At 60.5% G+C, this 18871-nt stretch carries 18 protein-coding genes and 1 pseudogene; 9 read left to right on the top strand and 10 right to left on the bottom strand.

All coding sequences use genetic code 11. The annotated features are described in order from the left end of the window. Window positions 1-14: 14 nt before the first annotated feature. A complete protein-coding gene (locus tag ABID19_RS15925) occupies window positions 15-344 on the bottom strand; it encodes a hypothetical protein (RefSeq protein WP_354491949.1) in 330 nt (109 codons plus the stop codon). A gap of 82 nt (window positions 345-426) precedes the next feature. On the opposite strand from ABID19_RS15925, the gene ABID19_RS15920 reads away from it, so the two are divergent. Next, the gene (locus ABID19_RS15920; RefSeq protein WP_354491947.1) at window positions 427-1098 is read left to right on the top strand and encodes a class I SAM-dependent methyltransferase; all 672 of its coding nucleotides are present in this window, start codon (window positions 427-429) and stop codon (window positions 1096-1098) included. Window positions 1099-1178: 80 nt separating this feature from the next. Here the strand turns inward: ABID19_RS15920 and ABID19_RS15915 are convergent, their stop codons facing one another. The 5 genes from ABID19_RS15915 to ABID19_RS15895 form a co-directional block, all read right to left on the bottom strand. Then, entirely contained in the window at window positions 1179-2360 is a 1182-nt protein-coding gene (locus ABID19_RS15915; protein WP_354491945.1) for a glycosyltransferase family protein, read from the bottom strand. Next, entirely contained in the window at window positions 2360-3601 is a 1242-nt protein-coding gene (locus ABID19_RS15910; RefSeq protein WP_354491943.1) for a glycosyltransferase, read from the bottom strand. Before ABID19_RS15910 ends, ABID19_RS15915 begins: the two co-directional genes overlap by 1 nt. A 1-nt stretch (window position 3602) precedes the next feature. After that, window positions 3603-4817: a glycosyltransferase family protein gene (locus tag ABID19_RS15905; RefSeq protein WP_354491941.1), complete on the bottom strand. Its 1215-nt coding sequence runs from the start codon at window positions 4815-4817 to the stop codon at window positions 3603-3605. A gap of 861 nt (window positions 4818-5678) precedes the next feature. Continuing rightward, window positions 5679-6278: an NADPH-dependent F420 reductase gene (locus ABID19_RS15900; protein WP_354491940.1), complete on the bottom strand. Its 600-nt coding sequence runs from the start codon at window positions 6276-6278 to the stop codon at window positions 5679-5681. Window positions 6279-6366: 88 nt separating this feature from the next. Continuing rightward, the gene (locus ABID19_RS15895; protein WP_354491938.1) at window positions 6367-7101 is read right to left on the bottom strand and encodes an SDR family NAD(P)-dependent oxidoreductase; all 735 of its coding nucleotides are present in this window, start codon (window positions 7099-7101) and stop codon (window positions 6367-6369) included. A gap of 275 nt (window positions 7102-7376) precedes the next feature. Here ABID19_RS15895 and ABID19_RS15890 point away from each other — a divergent pair, with 275 nt between their 5' ends. Together ABID19_RS15890 and ABID19_RS15885 are read left to right on the top strand one after the other, a co-directional pair. Continuing rightward, a complete protein-coding gene (locus ABID19_RS15890) occupies window positions 7377-8273 on the top strand; it encodes a LysR family transcriptional regulator (protein WP_354491936.1) in 897 nt (298 codons plus the stop codon). A gap of 43 nt (window positions 8274-8316) precedes the next feature. Beyond that, a pseudogene (locus ABID19_RS15885) lies at window positions 8317-8601 on the top strand (GntR family transcriptional regulator); the annotation flags it as partial. 79 nt (window positions 8602-8680) lie between these two features. Here the strand turns inward: ABID19_RS15885 and ABID19_RS15880 are convergent. From ABID19_RS15880 to ABID19_RS15870, 3 genes are read right to left on the bottom strand one after another with little or no spacing between them, the layout of a single operon-like run. Next, entirely contained in the window at window positions 8681-9505 is an 825-nt protein-coding gene (locus ABID19_RS15880; RefSeq protein WP_354491934.1) for an alpha/beta hydrolase, read from the bottom strand. Window positions 9506-9516: 11 nt separating this feature from the next. After that, window positions 9517-11004, bottom strand: a complete 1488-nt coding sequence (locus tag ABID19_RS15875) for an NAD-dependent succinate-semialdehyde dehydrogenase (RefSeq protein WP_354491932.1) — start codon at window positions 11002-11004, stop codon at window positions 9517-9519. An 18-nt stretch (window positions 11005-11022) separates the two neighbouring features. Further along, window positions 11023-12249, bottom strand: coding sequence for an iron-containing alcohol dehydrogenase (locus tag ABID19_RS15870; RefSeq protein WP_354491930.1), 1227 nt, complete (start codon window positions 12247-12249; stop codon window positions 11023-11025). Window positions 12250-12403: 154 nt separating this feature from the next. On the opposite strand from ABID19_RS15870, the gene ABID19_RS15865 reads away from it, so the two are divergent. Further along, window positions 12404-13096, top strand: a complete 693-nt coding sequence (locus tag ABID19_RS15865; RefSeq protein ID WP_352936219.1) for a GntR family transcriptional regulator — start codon at window positions 12404-12406, stop codon at window positions 13094-13096. 39 nt (window positions 13097-13135) lie between these two features. Continuing rightward, a complete protein-coding gene (locus ABID19_RS15860; protein WP_352936221.1) occupies window positions 13136-13729 on the top strand; it encodes a DJ-1/PfpI family protein in 594 nt (197 codons plus the stop codon). 133 nt (window positions 13730-13862) lie between these two features. Here ABID19_RS15860 and ABID19_RS15855 read toward each other — a convergent pair whose 3' ends face one another. Beyond that, window positions 13863-14744: a LysR substrate-binding domain-containing protein gene (locus ABID19_RS15855; protein ID WP_354491927.1), complete on the bottom strand. Its 882-nt coding sequence runs from the start codon at window positions 14742-14744 to the stop codon at window positions 13863-13865. Between the two features lie 78 nt (window positions 14745-14822). Here ABID19_RS15855 and ABID19_RS15850 point away from each other — a divergent pair, with 78 nt between their 5' ends. Genes ABID19_RS15850 through ABID19_RS15835 form a run of 4 tightly spaced genes read left to right on the top strand, consistent with a single transcriptional unit; the run spans window position 14823 to window position 18827 of the window. After that, window positions 14823-16061: a trans-sulfuration enzyme family protein gene (locus ABID19_RS15850; protein ID WP_354491925.1), complete on the top strand. Its 1239-nt coding sequence runs from the start codon at window positions 14823-14825 to the stop codon at window positions 16059-16061. A 48-nt stretch (window positions 16062-16109) separates the two neighbouring features. Continuing rightward, window positions 16110-17123, top strand: a complete 1014-nt coding sequence (locus tag ABID19_RS15845; protein ID WP_354492183.1) for an ABC transporter substrate-binding protein — start codon at window positions 16110-16112, stop codon at window positions 17121-17123. Between the two features lies 1 nt (window position 17124). Further along, on the top strand, window positions 17125-18051 hold the full coding sequence (locus ABID19_RS15840) for an amino acid ABC transporter permease (RefSeq protein ID WP_354491923.1): 927 nt from the start codon (window positions 17125-17127) through the stop codon (window positions 18049-18051). Next, the gene (locus tag ABID19_RS15835) at window positions 18051-18827 is read left to right on the top strand and encodes an amino acid ABC transporter ATP-binding protein (RefSeq protein ID WP_354491921.1); all 777 of its coding nucleotides are present in this window, start codon (window positions 18051-18053) and stop codon (window positions 18825-18827) included. The genes ABID19_RS15840 and ABID19_RS15835 overlap by 1 nt, the downstream gene beginning before the upstream one ends. Window positions 18828-18871 lie beyond the last annotated feature (44 nt).

The raw sequence follows: 18871 nt of genomic DNA, 5'->3' as shown, positions 1-18871 counted from the left end.
CGGCTGTGGACCCTTCAATTGGAAAGATGCAGGATGTTAAAGCACCTGCTGGCGAATAGCGTATCGGCGATTTCTTCGTCGCCAGCGGCAAGCTCGAAGCAGTGCACGGAGATCGTCCTGCGCTCAACGATGGACGGAACCTCGATGACAACGACGTCGGCGTTGTTGATCAGCCAAGAAAGCAACTGACCGAACGGTTCGCGGCTTCCGTAGGGTTTTGGCGAACAGCCGAGCGGCACGAGGCCGCAACTGCGCGGCTGGTGCTGGCAGATGAATGCCGATGTTCCGGACAGATGCAACAGGCTCTCTCCGGCACCGGGCAATGGCGAAGCAGCTTGCAGCATTATCAAGTCCGCGAATCCACAGTCTTGCGCGAGGCAAGATTGCGTTGTGTCGCCCGAAATCCCAACATACAAGGCGAATATGATGGATGTCACGCAACCATGCAATGCCGGCTTGGATTGGCACGAGCAAGCCTTAGACCTCACGCGGGGAATTGCTGCCTATGTCAACTGCCCTCTCGTGGCAGGGCTGGCGCGCGTCGTCACCAAGCATCCGAAGGCCGATATCGCCAACGCCTTCAACCACAAGCAGGTCGCCTGCAAGATGTGGGCGCTCGATAGGCTGTTCGAAAGCTGCGGCGGCCGGTTCGAGCGCATATGGGTTCTGGGTGGATGGTACGGCATATTGCCGGCAATGCTTTTCAACGACGCCCGCTTCGACATCGCGGAGGTCGATAGCATCGACATCGATCCCGAAGTCGCGCCGGTCGCCCGGACCCTCAACCGGGAAGCAGGCGACCGGTTCCGGGCGCTGACGGCAGATATGTACGCACTCGACTATGCGGGCAGGCGGCCCGACCTGACGGTCAATACGAGCTGCGAACACATAGCCGATCTGCGCGCCTGGCTTGCTCTGCTTCCGCGAGGCATGAATGTACTGCTGCAATCGAACGATTATTTCAGCGAGCCAACGCACATCAACTGCGTGGCTTCACTTGCAGCCTTCGAAGCAATGGCGGCGCTACGGGAGGTGCGTTTCTCAGGCGAACTGCCGACAAAAAATTATACGCGCTTCATGCTGATTGGAACTGTCTAAGGCATTTCGCCCGGTTTTTTGAATAAAGAACAAGGAGTTGAAGCGGGTCGCGCCAATCTCAGACGCGATGTGCGTAGTATCTATCGATCTTGAACCTTTCCGCAACCAGGCCCTGCTTTTAGGGACCATGTTTGGTACTGCTCGCGCAGGATTTGCGCCGAGCGACGCGCGCCTTCCAGATCGAGACGATGCGCGGATGGCGTCGGTCCCACTAGCGCCTGTTCGATCGCTTGCGCCAAACCTTCAGGCGTCAGGTCATTTTCCATCAGCACCGTTGCAAGACCGAGTTCTTCGAGCATCAGGGCGCGAACCGTCTGTTCGGTTTCCCCGCCGGCTGCAAATGGGACGAGTAGCGAGCGACAACCCGCGCGCAGGACATCGCAGACCGTGTTGTAACCCGCCTGCGAGACTGACAGGCGGGCGCCGGTCAGCAGGCTGGCGAAATCCTGGCGGAACCGGAAGATGGACAGGCCCGGCGTGGCATCGCGCGCGATCGCGTCAAACTCGTCTTTCGGCAGGTTTGGGCCGGTGATCAAACACCATTTCCACGCGTTGTTGGCATTCCGCGCCGCTGCGACGGTGGATCTGACAAGGCTCTTTCCGGCAGCCCCGCCGCCAACCGACACCAGAACGTCGAAGCGCTCGGACGTCGCGGGCGGTGGCGGCGCGGCAACGAGTCCTGTGTAGGTGACGTCGGCCGTGATCGCCCCAGCCAGTGGAAATGTCTTGTCGATGGTTGCGAAAGCCGGATCGCCGTGGACCATTACGAGGTCGAAATGCCTGTTGATGAGATCGACTGTTTCCTCGTTTCGGCCCGGCTTGACGCGTTCCTGAAGGATATCACGGACGGACGTCGCCAGCAGCGGTCGGGGCGACGTCGCGTCGATGGCCTCGATCAGCGGCAAGAGTTCGAAACGCATCTGCCGGCGTCCAAATGGAAACGCCTCGACAATGACGATATCAGGCCTGCAATCCCGGAATGCCTGCAGCAGCATCTCTGAACGCCATTTTTTGAAATCATCGTCGATCGGCTTGCCCTGCAGGTCGACAAGTCCGGAAAATCCTTCATCACCGGAGGTGACAGGTGGCAGGGTCACAGACTTTACACCCGGTCCCGGAAACCCCGCGATCGGCGCTCCACCGGTCACGACGGTTACGTCAAACCCGTCATCGACCAGAGCCGCCGCAATGCGGCTGGCGCGCGCGAGATGGCCGATGCCGAGCAGGTGCTGGACATAGAAGAAAACGCGCAGTCGCTTCATTAGGCAGCCCGCCACTCCCGTTCGAACAGTTCCTTGAGCTGTCCAATGCTTGCCATATGATCGAAATTGCTTCGCACGCGCCGCTCTGCGCCCTCGCCGAGGCGGGCGCGCAGTACAGGATCACGGATCAGGCGCTCCAGCGCCTGTGCCAGGGCAATTGGGTTTTCCGTCGGAACCAGCAGCCCGGTTTCATCCGACGATAAGAGCTCCGGCACGCCGGAAATATCGGTCGACACGCAGGCAAGCCTCTGGCTAGCCGCCTCCACCAGAACATTAGGCAGACCGTCCCGGTCGCCATTTGCAGTGATCCTGCAGGCCAGGGCGAAAATGTCGGCGCCTCGGTAGTGCTCAAGCACCTCTTCCTGCGCAAGCGCGCCTTTCCAAGAGACGCGACCATCCAGTCCGAGCTTTTGCGCCAGCGCCTTGAGCCGTTCCAGTTCCTCGCCGCCGCCGATATGCTCGAAACGCCACGCCAGATCGCCGGGCAAGAGGGCGAGGGCCTCCAGCAACGTATCGTAACCTTTCTTTTCAACGGCACGCCCGACACTCAGAACGATCACCGGTTCGTCCGGCGCCGAGCCATCATGGTGTTTTCGCGCCTCGCCGAAACTGCCGAAGCGATCAAGGTCGAGCCCATGATAGCTCAGATGCACAGACGAGCTGCCGTTGGCGAGTTTTTTCAGACGGTCGAAGCCGGTTTTCGTGCAAGTGACTGTCCAGCGCGCCGAGGAAAGCTTGCCGGCCAGATCCCAGTCTGCCGAAGTCCAGATGTCCTTGGCATGGGCCGAGCAACTCCAGGGCAGTCCACGAAGCTGGCTGGCATAGCGCGTCACCGATGCCGGGGTATGCGCGAAATGTGCATGCAGCCAGCCCGCGCCTTCCGGCCATTCGGCCGCCAGCACGAGCGCTTGCCCGAAGCGGCGCGCGCGACTGCGCGTAAAGTCGCGGGGGATATCGGCAGCCAGTGATCCGAGCGCGCGCCAGAAGCCCGGCCGCAGCAGATAAGCAAACAGCGAGCGAAACACGCGCAGCGGCTCGTCATGCAGATATTCCGGCAGATAATGGACGGGCGCTTTGATCTCGTCATGCACGGGGTGGCGTTTTGAGTCGGTCGGCCGCCTGAGCGCGACGAGTATCAGATCGAACCCCGCACGCTCCAGACCGAGCAGTTCCTGCGCGATGAAAGTTTCCGACAGCCGCGGATAGCCCTTCAGAACCACGACGATCTTGCGATGTTGCAACTCAGTTTATGCCTTCAATGACCGAAAGGTGGTGGCCGGCCCGCCGGTCGAGCAGTTCCGCGACGATTTCGGAAATATGAGGCAGCCCTTCCAGCGTTAGATGCGGATTGCTCTGCGATGGGCGGGGCCGGTCCGGCAACACCTTCAGTGCATTGGCAAACCGCTGGGAATCCTCGGCTTCTTCCGGCAAAAGCATCTCGATGAGGCCGAGTTCGGCTGCGCGCCGTGCGCGGATCAGTTGTTCCTCGCGGGGCTCGACGCGCGGCACGATCAGCGCCGGCTTGTCGAAAGATAGTATCTCGCAATAGGTGTTGTAACCGCCCATCGCCACTACCGCCATGGCGCCGGCAATCAGCTCTTCCATGCGGTTGTCGAACTCGATCATCTTGATGTAGGGGATCTTGGACCCCTTCTTGAGCAGCTTGTTGCGCTTGCGCGCCGGCATGTAAGGCCCAAGCACGACCAGCGCCCTATGCTGCAATTGCGGATCCTGCTGATAGGCATCGATGACGTCGTGGATCAGATCGGCGCCGTCACCGCCGCCACCGGTGGTAACGAGGATATAGTCTCCCTCGGGCCGGTGGCCGGGCAACTCGTTCCGCTGCAGGCTCCGTTGCAGGAAACCGACGAACCTCATCTTTGCCCTGATAGCCGGCGGCACATCCATGCCAGTCAACGGATCGTAGAAATCCGGCGGACCATAGGCCCAGACCTTGTCGTAGAACAGGCCTATCTTGCGCATCACATCCCTGCGTGCCCACTCCGCTTCGAGCAGATGCGGCGCGTCCATCACCTCGCGCAGGCCAAGCACGAGCGTGGTGCCCCGCGTCTTGAGGTAGGACAGCGTGTCCTCAATCTCACCGCGCAGGCCGAGCGGTTCCTTGTCGACGATGAAGATATCCGGCCGGAAGGTCTCGGCTGTGTGACGGATGATCGACTGGCGCATCCTTAGCGTCTCATGCAGATCGATATCCTTTTCCAGAGAGGTGTATTCGCCGTTGCGCAACTTGATGACGCTGGGGATCTTCACGAAGTCGACACGGGCCCGGTAATCGAAGGCGCCAGCGATGGTCGCACCCGAAATGATAAGCACCTGAAGTCCGCGGAAATCCTCGACTAGCGAATGCGCGATCGTCCGGCAGCGCTGCAAGTGGCCGAGCCCGAACGTGTCGTGGCTGTACATGAGAATTCGAGCATCTTGTACGTGCTGGGTCATTGTTGAACGTCTTTTAGAATTCTCGCCTTGAGGACCGTGGGCGACCCCGCTTCGAAACCATCCTCGCGGGTCCACTGACCTGTTTTGAAGTATGAGGCAATTTTCAATTTGTACTACCCAGGACGTCCAAGGATGACGCTCTTTTTGATCGTGTCTTCAAGCTGGTCGTCGTCCGCTATACGACGTTCGACAATGTCGTCCAAGCGCATTAATCACTTCAAAGTTCAGGCTATTCAAGCCGCCGCGTGACAGTGCCTCGCGGCTGAAGGTGGCCGGGCGTCGCACGGCGCATATTGTTGTGGAACTCACTTCGCGCGCCATTGCTCTCGGTCTTGGGGGACCAAAGGTGCTGCCCATCAATCTCTTGAGGGGCCGTTTGATTATGATTCACCCACCAGAACTGAGCCATCTGTCGCCAGGCTAGCCGGAAATTCGGCAGGAATCGAGTGGATGCTAGCGCTCACAGCACATCGCCTGCAATTTAAAACCAAAAGCGTAACTTTTTGACGGCCTTGATGTCGGAATTTACACGGCGCTGAAGAATGTTTCGCAGTGGTTTCAATGCATTATATTCTTTTAAAACAATCGAGTGGGAGTGAAGGGGAGTACCGTAGCGTGGTATCGGATAGCAGAGGACACTCGAGCGAATCCTATGCCATCGATAGCAGTCGATAGATTCTAGGCGACCCGCAGATCTGCCGCTCTGTCGGGCGTCTCCCCGCTCTTCGACGACGCCCATACGCCGTCAGGCCCAACCCCACCTTCGCGACTTTGTGGCCTACAAATATTCGGTCGCGCGCTGCTCGAAGAAGTTAGCGCGCGCGACCAGTTCTCGACGTCGATCACACGGTCGTAGATCGATTACTGCTCCTTCTTGAACAAATCCTGGAAGATGAGCTGGCCCCAAATGCGGCCGCGTGCATGCACCAGCGCGCCACCCTCGTTGAGCTTTCCCAGCTTGACGGGTGCGAACCCGAGTTGTTTGGCCAAGGCCGCCACGGGAGCGATCGCGTCCTCGTCGTCGCTCGACAGAAAGACGACCCGGTGGCCGCCCTCGACGATCGGATCGGTAGCCAGGGCGGCGGCAATCAGGTGATTGAACCCTTTCACAAGCTTGGCGCCGGTGAAGGCCTTCGCGATGACGGCGGAGGACGGGAGGCCGTCCAGCTCTTCAGGGACTGGAAACATGTTCGTCGCGTCGATGACTGTTTTGCCTTCCCAACTCGGCAGGGCCTTCGCAACCTCGCGGTGCTCCCCGAACGGGACCGCCAAGATGATTGTGTCGGCCTCGAGTGCTTCCCGCAGCGACTTGGCGACGACAGTGGGTCCAATCGCCCGAGCCTGCGGCGCCAACGCCTCGGGCGGACGGCGGCTCGCGATGGTCACGTCGATGTTTTTACGGGCGAAGGCGTGGGCGAGGGCCTGGCCTATCTTACCGAATCCTACAATCGCATAGCTCATAATACTTCTCCTATCCGTGTTGATATTGACTCCCCGGCCTTCAACGGCGCTGGTTAATTGAATGGAGTGACCGGCCGGGCGTGGCGCGTCAGAGTTGCGCCAGGCCGCCGTCGACGGCGACCTCGCTGGCGGTCATGAAGCTGCTGTCCGACGACGCGAGAAAGGCGGCCACGGCCCCGATCTCCGCCGGATCGGCCATGCGCTGGAGCGGCGTCATCGAGGCGAAGACCTTCTGGCCCTCCTCACCTAATGCTTCCTTCGCGAGTTCTGTCGCCGTCGCCCCGGGCGACAGCACGTTTACCCGGATGCCGGTGCCCTTCAGGTCCTCCGCCCAGGTTCGCGCGAGATTGCGCACTGCCGCCTTGCTCGCGCTGTAGGCAGTGAACCCCGGGGCGCCCGTGGTGCCGGCGCTCGATCCGGTCAGGATGATCGAACCGCCCGGACCCATCAGCGGCAACGCCTTCTGGACCGTGAAAATCGTACCCTTCACATTGGTGTCGAAGGTTTCGTCAATGTGCTCGGCGGTGATCTGGCCGAGCGGAAGGGGACTTCCCGCCCCGGCATTGGCGAAGACGATGTCGAGGGTTCCACGCTCGGCCTTCACCGTCGCGTAGAGTCGGTCGAGGTCGGCCTCATCCGAAACCGAGCCTTTCACCGCGCGAGCATTGGGCCCGAGCTCGGCCACTGCGGCGTCAAGCGCTTCCTGCCGGCGGCCGAAGATGAAGATGAAGGCGCCCTCCTCGATGAAGCGCTTCGCCGCGGCGCGGCCGATGCCGGTAGCGCCACCCGTGATGACTGCAACCTTACCGTCTAGCTTTCCCATGGCTTTTCCTTTCGGGCTCTGCCTTTGTCGTTCGGGAAGAACCCCGAGAGCCTGGAGATAAGTCCGCCAAGGTCAGCCGTTGAGTGCGGAAGCGCGCACATCGGTGGTGCAAAATCGATCCGGTCGGACGACTGCCGCCAGTCGCGACGATCGGTGTCCGCCGTTCGGGATTGAGCGGCGCTAGTCGACATAAGCTATGATGGCCGCCCGTACTGCAGTTCGATGTGTTAGATACGGGCTCTGGAAGGGCGCACCGCGCGGTGCGGGATTGCACCATGATCGACTGGGACGACGTTCGCTACTTTCTTGCCGTCGCGCGCGGAGGCTCGGTGCGGGCCGCCGCCGAGCGCCTCGCGGTGAATCACTCGACCGTGCTGCGACGCATCGCACAACTCGAGGAACGCCTCGGGGCGCAGATGTTCGAAAAGCTGCCTTCGGGCTACCGCCTGACCGCTGCGGGCGAGGAGGTCCTCGAGCTCGCGAACCAGATGGAAGCGTCGTCGCACCAGCTGGAGACGCGCGTCTTCGGGCGCGACCAGAGCGTGCGCGGGCTTCTGCGGGTGACGTTGGCTCCGCCCCTCGCGACACACCTGCTCATGCCGGACTTCGCCGATTTCGCGCGTCTGCATCCGGACATCGAGATGGAAATCTTGTCGTCCGGCGAGCTGGCAAATCTGACCAACCGAGAGGCCGACGTGGCGGTCCGCGTCGTCTATGACCGCAAAACCCTGCCGCTCAATCTTCACGGCCTGAAGGGACCGGATGTGTTCGGCGGTGTCTACATGTCCCGGGATCGACTGGCCGCATGGCGTGCGGGCGCGGCTGATCCCATCCGGTGGATCGTCATAAGCATGCATGGAATTCCGGATTGGGCCAGCGAGGGTGAGGTTCGCACCACGGAGGTTCCGTTCAGGACTACGGGCGCCGACGCGCAGATCGTTGCTGTACGGCAGGGGCTCGGGATCACGACACTGCCGTGCTTCGTCGGAGATGCCGACCCCCTGCTGGCGAGGGTGCCGGGCACCGACCTGCACATGTACGGAACGCTCTGGCTTCTCACACAGGGGGAGACACGCAAGACGAAGCGCGTGCGGCTCTTCACGGAGTTCGTATCCCGCAGGCTCGCCGCGTACGCTCCGCTTCTCACGGGACTGTCCATATCGCGCGACTGACGCCCGGCAGGTCGCCGCGGCGCTGTCTCGAGCGTACCGCTGCATCATGGCCGAAGCGTTGCAGCAGAATGGCTTCACCATCGCAGGGTCGTCAACCTTCGGCGGCACGTCATTCTGGATCGAAGGCCCCGAAGGGCTCGACGCAGATCTGCTAATGAACGAGTTGCGCCAAGAGGGCGTGCTGATAGAATCCGGCTCTCCGTCCTTTCCCGGGGCTGACGGTCCCTGCCGCTTCTTTCGAATGGGCTATTCGTCGATACCCGGCAACCGGATCGCCGAAGTCGTTTCACGCACTGCCAAGCACATGCTGCGCGTAAGTTGGCGATAGGGCCTGCATACGCGCAGCTGAACTGTGAGACGCTCTCATACCCGACGTCGAATGCGGTGCGACATCTCTGCAGGGACGGTTAGCGGCGGTCGTTTGCAATCAGTTTCGTCAGGCAATCACCCGTCTGGCTGTCGGGCACGCCGAGATCTCTGACACTGTCCATGTGGTTGCGGTTCGTGAGAACAAGCCACGTTACCGGCGAACCCTGCTGCAGCAGGTTCTCTTTGAATCTATCTGCTTGCTGATGGAAAGGCGGCGTCTCATTGGCCCCAACCAGAACCGTCGCCTTGGTTTGAGGATCATGCCGATGCGCAAGCGGTGTAAACAGGGCGACTTCCTCATCGGTGATTCCAATCTCGTTGGCGAGAAAGGAGGTCTGGAGCGGTTTCAGATCGTAGAGCCCGCCGAGCAGAAGAGCTGCCCGTACATTCGAGCGGGTATGCTCGCCGTTGAACAGAAACGTTGAAAGATGTGCTCCGGCCGAATGACCACTAACAGTCAGGTTTGCGGGATCTCCGCCCCAGTCATGGATATTGTCCAGAACCCACTGCTTGGCGCGGCGCACCTGCTCGACGATCGTAGCCATCCTGACCTTGGGCATCAGCGCATAATCGACGATGACGGCAATGGCACCGGCCTGGGTAATCGTCGTCGCGACGTTTGAATAGTCGCGCTTGGAGAACATTCTCCAATAGCCGCCATGGATGAACATATGCACCGGCAGGCCGCTTCTTTTCCCCGAGGGAAAGAACAGGTCCACGGTTTCGGCCTGATCCGGTCCATAGGCCACGTCCGCAGCCATTGGAATGGTTGCGCGGACGGCCTCGCTGCGGCGAACGATGTCCTGGACGATTTGATCGAAATCGGCGACATGGTCGCGGATGCGGAACGGATCGCTTTGCACTCTTCCTTCGCTCAAATGCTTACGGCGATATATTTCGCTTCCATGAACTCCGCGATGCCGTGATGCTGTCCGCCCTCGCGCCCGAGGCCGCTCTGCTTTACCCCGCCGAAGGGCGCTGCGGGATCGGACATTAGACCCCGATTGAGCCCGATCATCCCGGCTTCGATCTTCGACGCCACCTGCATTCCACGTGCAAGATCGCGCGTGTAGATGTAGGCGGCAAGACCATATTCGGTGTCGTTGGCGCGCGCGATGGCGTCGGCTTCCGTTTCGAATATCGAGATCGGCGCTACCGGCCCAAAAATTTCCTCGTGCGCCATCTCGGCCTCGGCCGGGACGTCGCAGAGCACGGTCGGTGGATAGTAATATCCCGTTCCCGAGCCTGCCTTGCCTCCGCACAGCACCCTCGCGCCACGGGCGACAGCATCGTTGACCAGACGGTCGATCTTGTCGACGGCCTTCCTGGTGATCATCGGCCCGCACTCCGTGGCCGCGTCCGTACCAGCGCCGACCTTGAGTGACGACATCCGTCTGGCGAGGCTTTCGCTAAAAGCATCGTAAACGCCGGACTGGACATAGATGCGGTTTGCAGCCGTGCAGGCCTCGCCGGCGTTGCGCATCTTCGCCACCATCGCCCCATCGACCGCCGCGTCGAGGTCCGCATCATCGAACACGAGGAATGGCGCGTTGCCGCCAAGTTCCATCGAACACGAAACCACGTGCTTTGCGGCCTCGGCCAGCAGAACGCGCCCGACACCGGTCGAGCCGGTAAAGGAGAGTTTCCGCACCCTGGGATCGGCCAGCATCGCGGCCGTCACAGGACCTGGATTGGAGGTTGTCAGAACGTTCACCACACCTGGCGGAACGCCTGCTTCCTGGTAGAGCGCGGCAAGCGCGTAGGCCGTCAGCGGGGTCTCGCTGGCTGGCTTCAAAATTACCGTGCACCCGGCAGCCAGGGCGGGCGCGATCTTGCGCGTCGCCATGGCGGCAGGGAAATTCCAGGGTGTGACAAGGACGCATATGCCGATGGGCTCGTAGTCGACTACGATCCGGTTCGTGCCGGAAGGCGCAATCCCGTATTCACCGGTGATGCGAACGGCTTCCTCGGCATTCCAGCGAAAGAACTCCGCGGCATAGGCGATCTCGCCACGCGCGTCCCGGAGTGCCTTGCCGTTTTCCAGCGAGATCAGGGTTGCCAGCGTCTCGGAACGTTGCGTCATCAGCTCGAAGCAGCGTCTGAGGATTTCGGAACGCTTGCGGGGCGGCGTTGTGCGCCAGCCATCGGCGGCCTTGGCCGCAGCCTCCACGGCGGCCGCGGCATCTTCGATCGTCGCGTCGGGAACGGCGGCGATCACCGCCTCCGTGGAAGGGTCCAATACCTGGATTTCCCGGCTGTCCGCGGATTGCCTCCACTGGCCGCCGATATACAAGCCATGGGAGAATCTGTGGAAGTCGGCAGTGTCCTGATCGTCCTCCAGGACCGGATGAGATATGTTCATGGCCTGCTCCTCGATTGCTCACATGACGTAGGTGGCGAGGTTGCCATCATAGGCAGCCTGGATCAGGCCCCGCATGGCTGCCAGATCGAATGGACGCGGATTGTTCTTGATGAGACGGTCAATGCCGAGCGCCTGTTCGGCCGTCCAATCGAGCTTGTCGCCGGGAAGCCCGAGCTTGGCCAGCGAAGGCGTGATGCCGATCGCTCCAAACAGCCGGCCGATCTCGTCGATCGTCGCGTCGGCCATCTCATCGGTACTCCGGTCCCTCCCGTCGAGACCAAGGGCAAGACCGATCTCGGTCATCTCGGCGGCCGCGGCGACCCGGTTGTACTTCATGACGTACGGCAACATGGTGGCGACACCCAATCCGTGGGCGGTGTGGGTTATCGCGCCAACCGGATATTGTACGGCGTGCGCCGCCGCTGTGCCGGCCGTCCCGAACGCACAACCAGCTGCAAGCGCGCCCATCATCACATCGGCCCGGGCGTCCTCGTCAGAGGGCTGGCGGTATGCCTTTTCAAGGCTTCGACCAAGCAGCCTGATTGCCAGCAGCGCGAAATGGTCGGTCAAAGCGGTTTTGCCGATAAAGACGTGGTTCTGCGGAAGGAAGGGGTCGGTGCCACGCCTGACGGCGGTGAAAGCCTCGATCGCATGGGTCAACGCGTCTGCGCCTGCGATCGCCGTCAATCCCGGTGGACATGTCATCGTCAGTTCGGGGTCGCAGATGGCGGCGGCCGCGATCAGATACGGGCTGGAGATGCCGACCTTCAAGGTGCGATCCGGATCGGAGATCACTGCAACTGGGGTCACTTCCGAGCCGGTGCCGGCTGTTGTCGGCACCGCGATCAACGGCAGCGTCGGACCAGGCACCTTGAACTCGCCGTAGTAATCCTGGAGCAGGCCACCGTGACTGAAGAGCAACGCGGCGCATTTGGCCATGTCGAGACAACTGCCGCCTCCAATGCCGATCACCATGTCCGGCGCAAAATCCCGCGCCTCCTCGACGCAAACGGCAACTGTGTCTCGGGGAACGTCGGGCAGCACGCGGTCATGGACAAACACATCGATCGAAGCGGCTCGCAGCGTCGCGACGATCTCCGCGAAAGGTCCGGTTGCGGCAAAACGTTCGTCGGTACAGACGAGCGCACGACGCCCGAGCCTGGCCGCGACGGTCGCAATGACGTGGCGCTGTCCCTTCCCGAAGAGGATTTCACGCGGCAGCCTTATGGCGGCGAAAAGGCTCATGTTCTGCGTTCCTCAATGATGTCGGCAGTGGAAGGGGAAAGCTCGTTGAGCTCGGCCAAGAGATATCCTCTATTAAATCGTATAGGATATAGGATTGTATTGGGCGGAGCATCGTGTTAGCCAGTGATCCTGTCAAGAGGCAAAGACGCAGGTCATGAACTTAAGCAATGCCCGAGAAGCCGAACCCGCCAGCGGACGCATCCAGCGATCCAACAGCCTGGTGGAGGACGTGTACGAAGCGATCTTCGCGCAACTCATGTCGCTGAAGATCGCGCCTGGCTCACGGATCACCGTCGACAGTCTGGTCAAGGAGCTCGATGTATCCCACACGCCAATCCGTGAAGCGCTTGGGCGGCTCGAAGGCGAAGGCCTTGTGCTGAAGACACATTTGATCGGCTACCGCGCCGCGCCGCAGATAACCAAGCGCCGGTTTGACGAACTCTATGAGCTTCGCCTGCTGCTCGAACCGCATGGGGCGGCCAAGGCAGCAGCCTTGATGGATGAGACGAAACTTGCGGTGCTTAAGGAGTCCGCAGGCGGGATGGCGCGCCGCGAAGGCAAGGATGAACGCCTGCGTTACTCCAACTTTGCGCGGCAGGACGCCATTTTCCACGACAGGATCATGGAATTTGCAAACAATGATCTCGTGCGCCAGACTCTCGCGTTCCAGCATACGCACTTCCACATCTTCCGCCTGATGTTCCATTCGCGCGTCACCGAGGAAGCGCTTGATGAGCATGAGGCCATTCTGGCCGCCTTCGCTGCCTCCGATCCTGTTGCCGCCGAACAGGCGATGCGCCGCCATATCGAGCATTCCCGCGACCGTTTGTTGCTGGCGTTCGACTGAGACTGCCCCCGCTCCATTGCCAGATGAAAAGGAACGACTATGCCAGGCAAGAAAATCCTGATGTTGACCGGTGAGTTCACCGAGGAATACGAGATCTTCGTCTATCAGCAGGCGATGGAGGCCGTCGGCCATATCGTCCACGTTGTCTGTCCTGACAAGAACGCTGGAGACCTGATCAAGACGTCGCTGCACGATTTTGAAGGCGACCAGACCTACACCGAAAAGCTCGGCCACTATGCGCTGATCAACAAGACGTTCTCCGACGCTGAGAAACAGCTCGACCAGTATCATGCCGTTTACTGCGCTGGCGGTCGTGGCCCGGAATACATCCGCACCGACAAGCGCGTGCAGGCGATCGTGCGTCATTTTCACGAGACCAAGAAACCGATCTTTACGATCTGCCATGGCGTCCAGATTCTGATAGCGGTCGACGGCGTCGTCCGTGGCAAGAAGGTGGCAGCGCTCGCGGCTTGCGAACCAGAGGTCACGCTGGCTGGCGGCACTTACATCGATCTGTCTCCCACCGACGCCTATGTGGACGGGACGATGGTTTCGGCAAAAGGCTGGACGGCGCTCGCGGCGTTCATCCGCGAATGCCTGAAGGTGCTGGGAACGGAAATCCGTCACGCGTAACTAGCGATGTTCCGACGCATTCCGGACGGAATGCGTCGGTGACTTGAACCGGATATGTCCGGCCTGAGCGCTTCGAACAGTGACAAATGGTCGGGGTCAGGCCGCGGCAGGTCCCGATGGCACTGGGCGGGTGTCAGCGGGCCTCAGCCAGTTTTGATCTTTCCTTCGTCAATGCGTCAGCCATCTCGGTGACGATTCTCGACTTCTTCTGGTTTGGGAAGAGCATCAGCGTTCGAAAGCTGACGGATGGCACCAGCGGGCGTAACGTGACGCCCCGTTCGATGTATCCAGTGGCGGTCACCGGATCAACGATCCCACAGCCCACGCCCGCCAAAACCAACGCGCAGACGGTAGAGGAATAGGCGGTCTCCACCACAACCTGCGGCGCCACCCCATACTTTGCGAATATGGCCTCTGCCTCGTGTCGAGTTGTGTCTTCCGGCGCTAGGGCGACAAAGGGCAGGCGATCGAGATCGGCGGGGTGCACCACATCCTTCTTTGCTAGCGGATGTCCGGGAGGTATCGCCAAGGTCGCGGGAATTTCAGCGAAAGGCGTTGCCTCAACGCCATTGGTGTCGATCTCGTCTGCGGTGATCGCGATGTCGAGCTGGTTTGCCGCGACCATATCTCGGATCACGGATGATCCAGTCACATAAAACGACACCGCAACATTGGGGTTCTTCCGACGAAACCTGCCGATGGCGCTTGGCAGCAGATTGGTGCTGAAGGCTGAGAGGCAGGCCACACGGATATCGCCCGAGCCGTAGTCCCGGATGCGGGCGGCGGCGCTTCGAAGCTTCGCCAAACCCGCGAGCGATATCTGAACCTCGCGGAAGAAAAGCTGTCCCTCGGCGGACGGAATCATCCGTCCTTTCTCTCTGTCGAACAGCCTGAACCCGATCGAGCGCTCTAAAGTCATGATCGCCTTGCTGACCGCAGGTTGGGACATCCCGAGTATTTCGGCGGCCCGCGAGGCGGTGCCGTAGGTCATGACCGCTTGGTAGGTTTCGATCAATCTGACATCCATGGCGAACTCTATAACCTGGAGGAATGGAATTTCGACTGATTGATATTGGACTGAATACACGAACGCATGTCAACAATGGCAGCACAGAGGAGACAGGTTGGAATGCGTGATGAGACAAGGTCGGTATCGAGAGTCTCGGTCAGCCTAAGCGGCTACGACAGCTTGACCGTGCCGATACACCGCGCATCGACTATCCGATACCCGGATGCCGCTTCCTTCGCCGCCCGGTTCGAGCGAGATGCGGATGGCTATGTTTATGGGCTTTATGGCACGCCCACACACCGATACCTGGAGAAAAAGATCACGGAACTCGAAGAGGGCGCCCGCACCGTGCTGGCGCCCTCCGGCCAAGCCGCGATCACCTGTGCCATGCTGGCATTTGTGGCAGCGGGCGAGAGGATCCTGATACCTGACACGGTATATGGTCCCGTACGCGACTTCGCCATGCATGAGCTTGTAGCGCTTGGGATAGAGCCGGTTTTTTATGACCCGGTTGACTTGGAAGCACTCGATGCGCTCATCGATGATCGGACGCGCCTTGTCTGGACGGAGTCTCCCGGTTCGGTCACCCTGGAGATGCAGGACATCCAGGCGATCGTTCGGATGGCGCACGCCAAGGGCGCCTTAGTCGGCTGCGACAACACATGGGCCTCGCCGCTCAACTTCAAGCCGCTGCGCCATGGCGCGGATTTCGTCGTGGAGGCCTTGAGCAAACACCTTGCCGGCCACTCCGACCTTATCCTGGGTTCGGTTACCACTAGGGACGATGCCCAAGGTCTGAGGCTCAAGGCTTCACTGGGAAGACTGGGCATTGGCACGTCACCCGACGATTGTGCACTCGCAGCACGCGGCATCGAGACGCTGGCGGTTCGTCTGGAACGATCCAGCGCGTCGGGTCTTCAGATTGCGGCATGGCTCGCGGAGCATCCGTGCATAGAGACGGTCATCCACCCAGCGCTACCCGAAAATCCTGGCCATGAGATCTGGAAACGTGATTTCAGCGGTGCCTGCGGTGTCTTCACGTTCACGCTGAGGGAGCAGTACGTCGACCAGTCGTTTGCTGCGCTCGATGTTCTGCAGTTGATCTCGATCGGTGCTTCGTGGGGCGGAACAAAGAGCCTGATCGCTCCGACCTCAGTGAAGGCGCTGCGAACCGTGCGCCCCTGGGCTGGTCCCGACTACCTTTTTCGCTTGAATGTCGGGCTCGAACACCCAGACGATCTTCAGAATGATCTGGAACGGTTCTTCATGGCGATGACCGAAAATTCCAAAACCACCCCGCGCACGGCTGCCGGCTATCTCTAACCCCATAACTTTCACGAATAGAACGGATCGAAGGCAATATTGGACGGAATGGAGAATGCACTCTTAAATCGATACCGCGGATCGGAGAGTGGGCCGATCCTCGAGGAACATGCAGGTCACAAAAAACGACCAACGTTGAACAATGGGAGACTACACATGTTTGGAAAGAATTCGCGGACCATAGCGATAGCACGCGCAGCGTTGCTAGGGCTGCTGGGGCTGGGAGGGATCGCATCAGCGCAGACCTTCGACGTATCGCGCATCGAGGTGAACAAGGAACTTGCTGCGCGGTTGCCCGAGAAGATTCGTCAGGCCGGCGTTCTCGTCGGTGGATCGGACAATGACTATGCTCCGTGGGAGTACCTCGCAGGTGCGGATGGCCAGACCCCTGAAGGCATTGACATCGACATCGGCAATGCCATCGCCGCCAAGCTCGGCGTGAAGTACGAATCCCGGACGGCGCAGTTCACGACTATCCTGCCGGCGCTGGGTACGAACTACGACATCGGCATGTCTGCGTTTTCGATCACCGAGGAGCGCAAGAAGGTCGTCAACTTCGTCTCCTATGCCGAAACCGGCAATGAGTGGTTGATCAAGGCGGGCAACCCTACTGGCTTCGATCCGACGGATATCTGCGGTCGCCAGATCGCGGTACAAAGCGGCAGCCGCCACGAGGAGAGGCTCATGATCGTGAACAAGGAATGCGTCGACGGCGGCCACAAGGAAATCACCGTCCTGCCTTTCAAGACGCAGACGGAGGCCGTCACTCGTGTGGCCGTCGGCGGCGCTGACGCGACTGTTACAGGCAGTGCCACGGCGCTTTATGCGGCATTCAAGTCCAACAAAGCGCTGGAAACTGTCCGGCCGGTCGGCGAAGCCCTCGATGTGCGGGGCCTCAACGGCATTGCCATTACCAAGTCGGACACCGAATTGACCGAACTCATCGCCGACACTTTGACGACCTTGATCAAGGACGGCACCTACAAGGCCATCCTGGATTCATGGGGCATGGGTGCGGTCGGGGTTCCGGAGGCCAAGATAAATCCGGCTTCGGAGCATTGATGTGAGCGACAACGACGTCACGCTGGCGGCGGACAGTCCTCAGGCGGGCCCGGTCGGTGGCCCGAAGAAGGATGTCGTTCGCAACCAGGTGGTGCCGAGGCGCCACTTGGGACGCTGGGTGGCCGTCATCCTCATTCTGATCATTATAGTGCAGGCCGCGCACGGCGTGGCAACGAATCCCAATTTTCACTGGGGCACCTACTACGAGTATATCTTCTCCCCCTTCGTGATCCGCGGCGTCGGCTGGACGTTGCTGCTTACGATTGTTGCCATGGCGGTCGCGATACCGCTGGCCCTGGCCCTCGTCGTGATGCGCGAGAGCGGAAATCCAATTCTCACGAACGCCGCCTGGTTCTGGGTTTGGTTCTTCCGAGGAACGCCCGTGTACACGCAGCTGGCGTTTTGGGGCCTGTTTGCGGTGCTGTTCCCGCGCATATCGCTCTCGGTCCCCTTCGGCCCTGAGCTGGTCAGCATCGACAGCCGCTGGATCGTCACCCCGGCAGTCGCCGCCATTATTGGACTTGGTTTCAATGAGAGCGCTTATCTCGCCGAGATTTTCAGGGCTGGCTTTCGCGCCATTGACCGCGGGCAAACCGAGGCGGCCCAAGCGCTCGGCATGTCGCAGGCCAAGATCTGGACCCGCATCCTCATTCCGCAGGCCATGCGGACCATCATTCCTCCAACCGGCAACGAAACGATCGGCATGTTGAAGATGACGTCGCTGGTGTTGGCCGTTCCGTTCACTCTCGACTTGATGTTCGCGACCAACGCGATCGCCAATCGCACCTATCTGCCGGTTCCGCTGCTCCTGGTTGCCGCCTCTTGGTATCTGGTCATCACCTCGGTGCTGATGGTCGGGCAGCACTACCTCGAACGTTATTTCGGGCGCGGGCATGACATGATCATGGTCAAAGGAGGGCCGAACTGATGCATGGCATGCCAGTTACGCCCGCCGTCGAACTCTCGGGCATTCACAAATTCTATGGAGGCGTCCACGCGTTGTGTGGCGTGGACCTCAGCATAGCCAGGGGTGAGGTCTGTGTTGCTATCGGTCCGTCCGGATCTGGAAAATCCACCCTGTTACGCTGTATCAACCAGCTAGAGGTGATCTCGGCAGGCCGGGTCCGCTTAAGCGGCGTCCTTCAAGGATATCGAGAGATAGACGGCAAACTGCACGAACTCTCACGGCGCGAGATTTCCGAGCAGCGTCGGCGAACCGGCATGGTGTTCCAGCGCTTCAATCTGTTCCCACACATGACAGCGCTCCAGAATGTGATCGAAGGCCCGGTGCATGTGAAACGCCAATCCAAAAAACAGGCGAGAGAGCGAGGATTGGCGTTGCTGGATCGTGTGGGTCTGGATCGCTTGGGAGATCGTTATCCAAACCAGCTTTCCGGTGGCCAGCAGCAGCGCGTCGCCATTGCCCGGGCATTGGCCATGGACCCGGAGGTCATGCTGTTCGACGAACCCACCTCCGCGCTTGACCCCGAACTGGTTGGCGAGGTGCTCGACGTCATCAAGGACCTCGCGCGCACCGGCATGACGATGATGCTGGTGACGCATGAGATCGGTTTCGCCCGTGAAGTCGCCGATCACCTCATCTTCATGGACAATGGCGTGGTGGTTGAGCGTGGCAAGCCACAGGACGTTCTTACCAACGCCAAGGAGCCCCGCACCAAGGCGTTCCTCTCAAAGGTCCTTTAGCGGCATCTGCGCGTCCATTTTCGCCTGCCCCAGCCACCCCGTCG

It is taken from the genome of Mesorhizobium robiniae, from assembly GCF_040545535.1.
Taxonomy (GTDB): Bacteria; Pseudomonadota; Alphaproteobacteria; order Rhizobiales; family Rhizobiaceae; genus Mesorhizobium; species Mesorhizobium robiniae.
This window is presented reverse-complemented; position numbering and strand designations above follow the sequence as displayed.

Excerpts from the sequence above, each read along its gene's own strand:
- ABID19_RS15915 (WP_354491945.1), bottom strand. The coding sequence starts at position 2,360 with ATGAAGCGACTGCGCGTTTTCTTCTATGTCCAGCACCTGCTCGGCATC.
- ABID19_RS15870 (WP_354491930.1), bottom strand. The coding sequence starts at position 12,249 with ATGAGCCTTTTCGCCGCCATAAGGCTGCCGCGTGAAATCCTCTTCGGG.
- ABID19_RS15860 (WP_352936221.1), top strand. The coding sequence starts at position 13,136 with ATGCCAGGCAAGAAAATCCTGATGTTGACCGGTGAGTTCACCGAGGAA.
- ABID19_RS15875 (WP_354491932.1), bottom strand. The coding sequence starts at position 11,004 with ATGAACATATCTCATCCGGTCCTGGAGGACGATCAGGACACTGCCGAC.
- ABID19_RS15835 (WP_354491921.1), top strand. The coding sequence starts at position 18,051 with ATGCATGGCATGCCAGTTACGCCCGCCGTCGAACTCTCGGGCATTCAC.
- ABID19_RS15925 (WP_354491949.1), bottom strand. The coding sequence starts at position 344 with ATGCTGCAAGCTGCTTCGCCATTGCCCGGTGCCGGAGAGAGCCTGTTG.
- ABID19_RS15905 (WP_354491941.1), bottom strand. The coding sequence starts at position 4,817 with ATGACCCAGCACGTACAAGATGCTCGAATTCTCATGTACAGCCACGAC.
- ABID19_RS15890 (WP_354491936.1), top strand. The coding sequence starts at position 7,377 with ATGATCGACTGGGACGACGTTCGCTACTTTCTTGCCGTCGCGCGCGGA.
- ABID19_RS15895 (WP_354491938.1), bottom strand. The coding sequence starts at position 7,101 with ATGGGAAAGCTAGACGGTAAGGTTGCAGTCATCACGGGTGGCGCTACC.
- ABID19_RS15850 (WP_354491925.1), top strand. The coding sequence starts at position 14,823 with ATGTCAACAATGGCAGCACAGAGGAGACAGGTTGGAATGCGTGATGAG.
- ABID19_RS15845 (WP_354492183.1), top strand. The coding sequence starts at position 16,110 with ATGGAGAATGCACTCTTAAATCGATACCGCGGATCGGAGAGTGGGCCG.
- ABID19_RS15920 (WP_354491947.1), top strand. The coding sequence starts at position 427 with ATGGATGTCACGCAACCATGCAATGCCGGCTTGGATTGGCACGAGCAA.
- ABID19_RS15865 (WP_352936219.1), top strand. The coding sequence starts at position 12,404 with ATGAACTTAAGCAATGCCCGAGAAGCCGAACCCGCCAGCGGACGCATC.
- ABID19_RS15900 (WP_354491940.1), bottom strand. The coding sequence starts at position 6,278 with ATGAGCTATGCGATTGTAGGATTCGGTAAGATAGGCCAGGCCCTCGCC.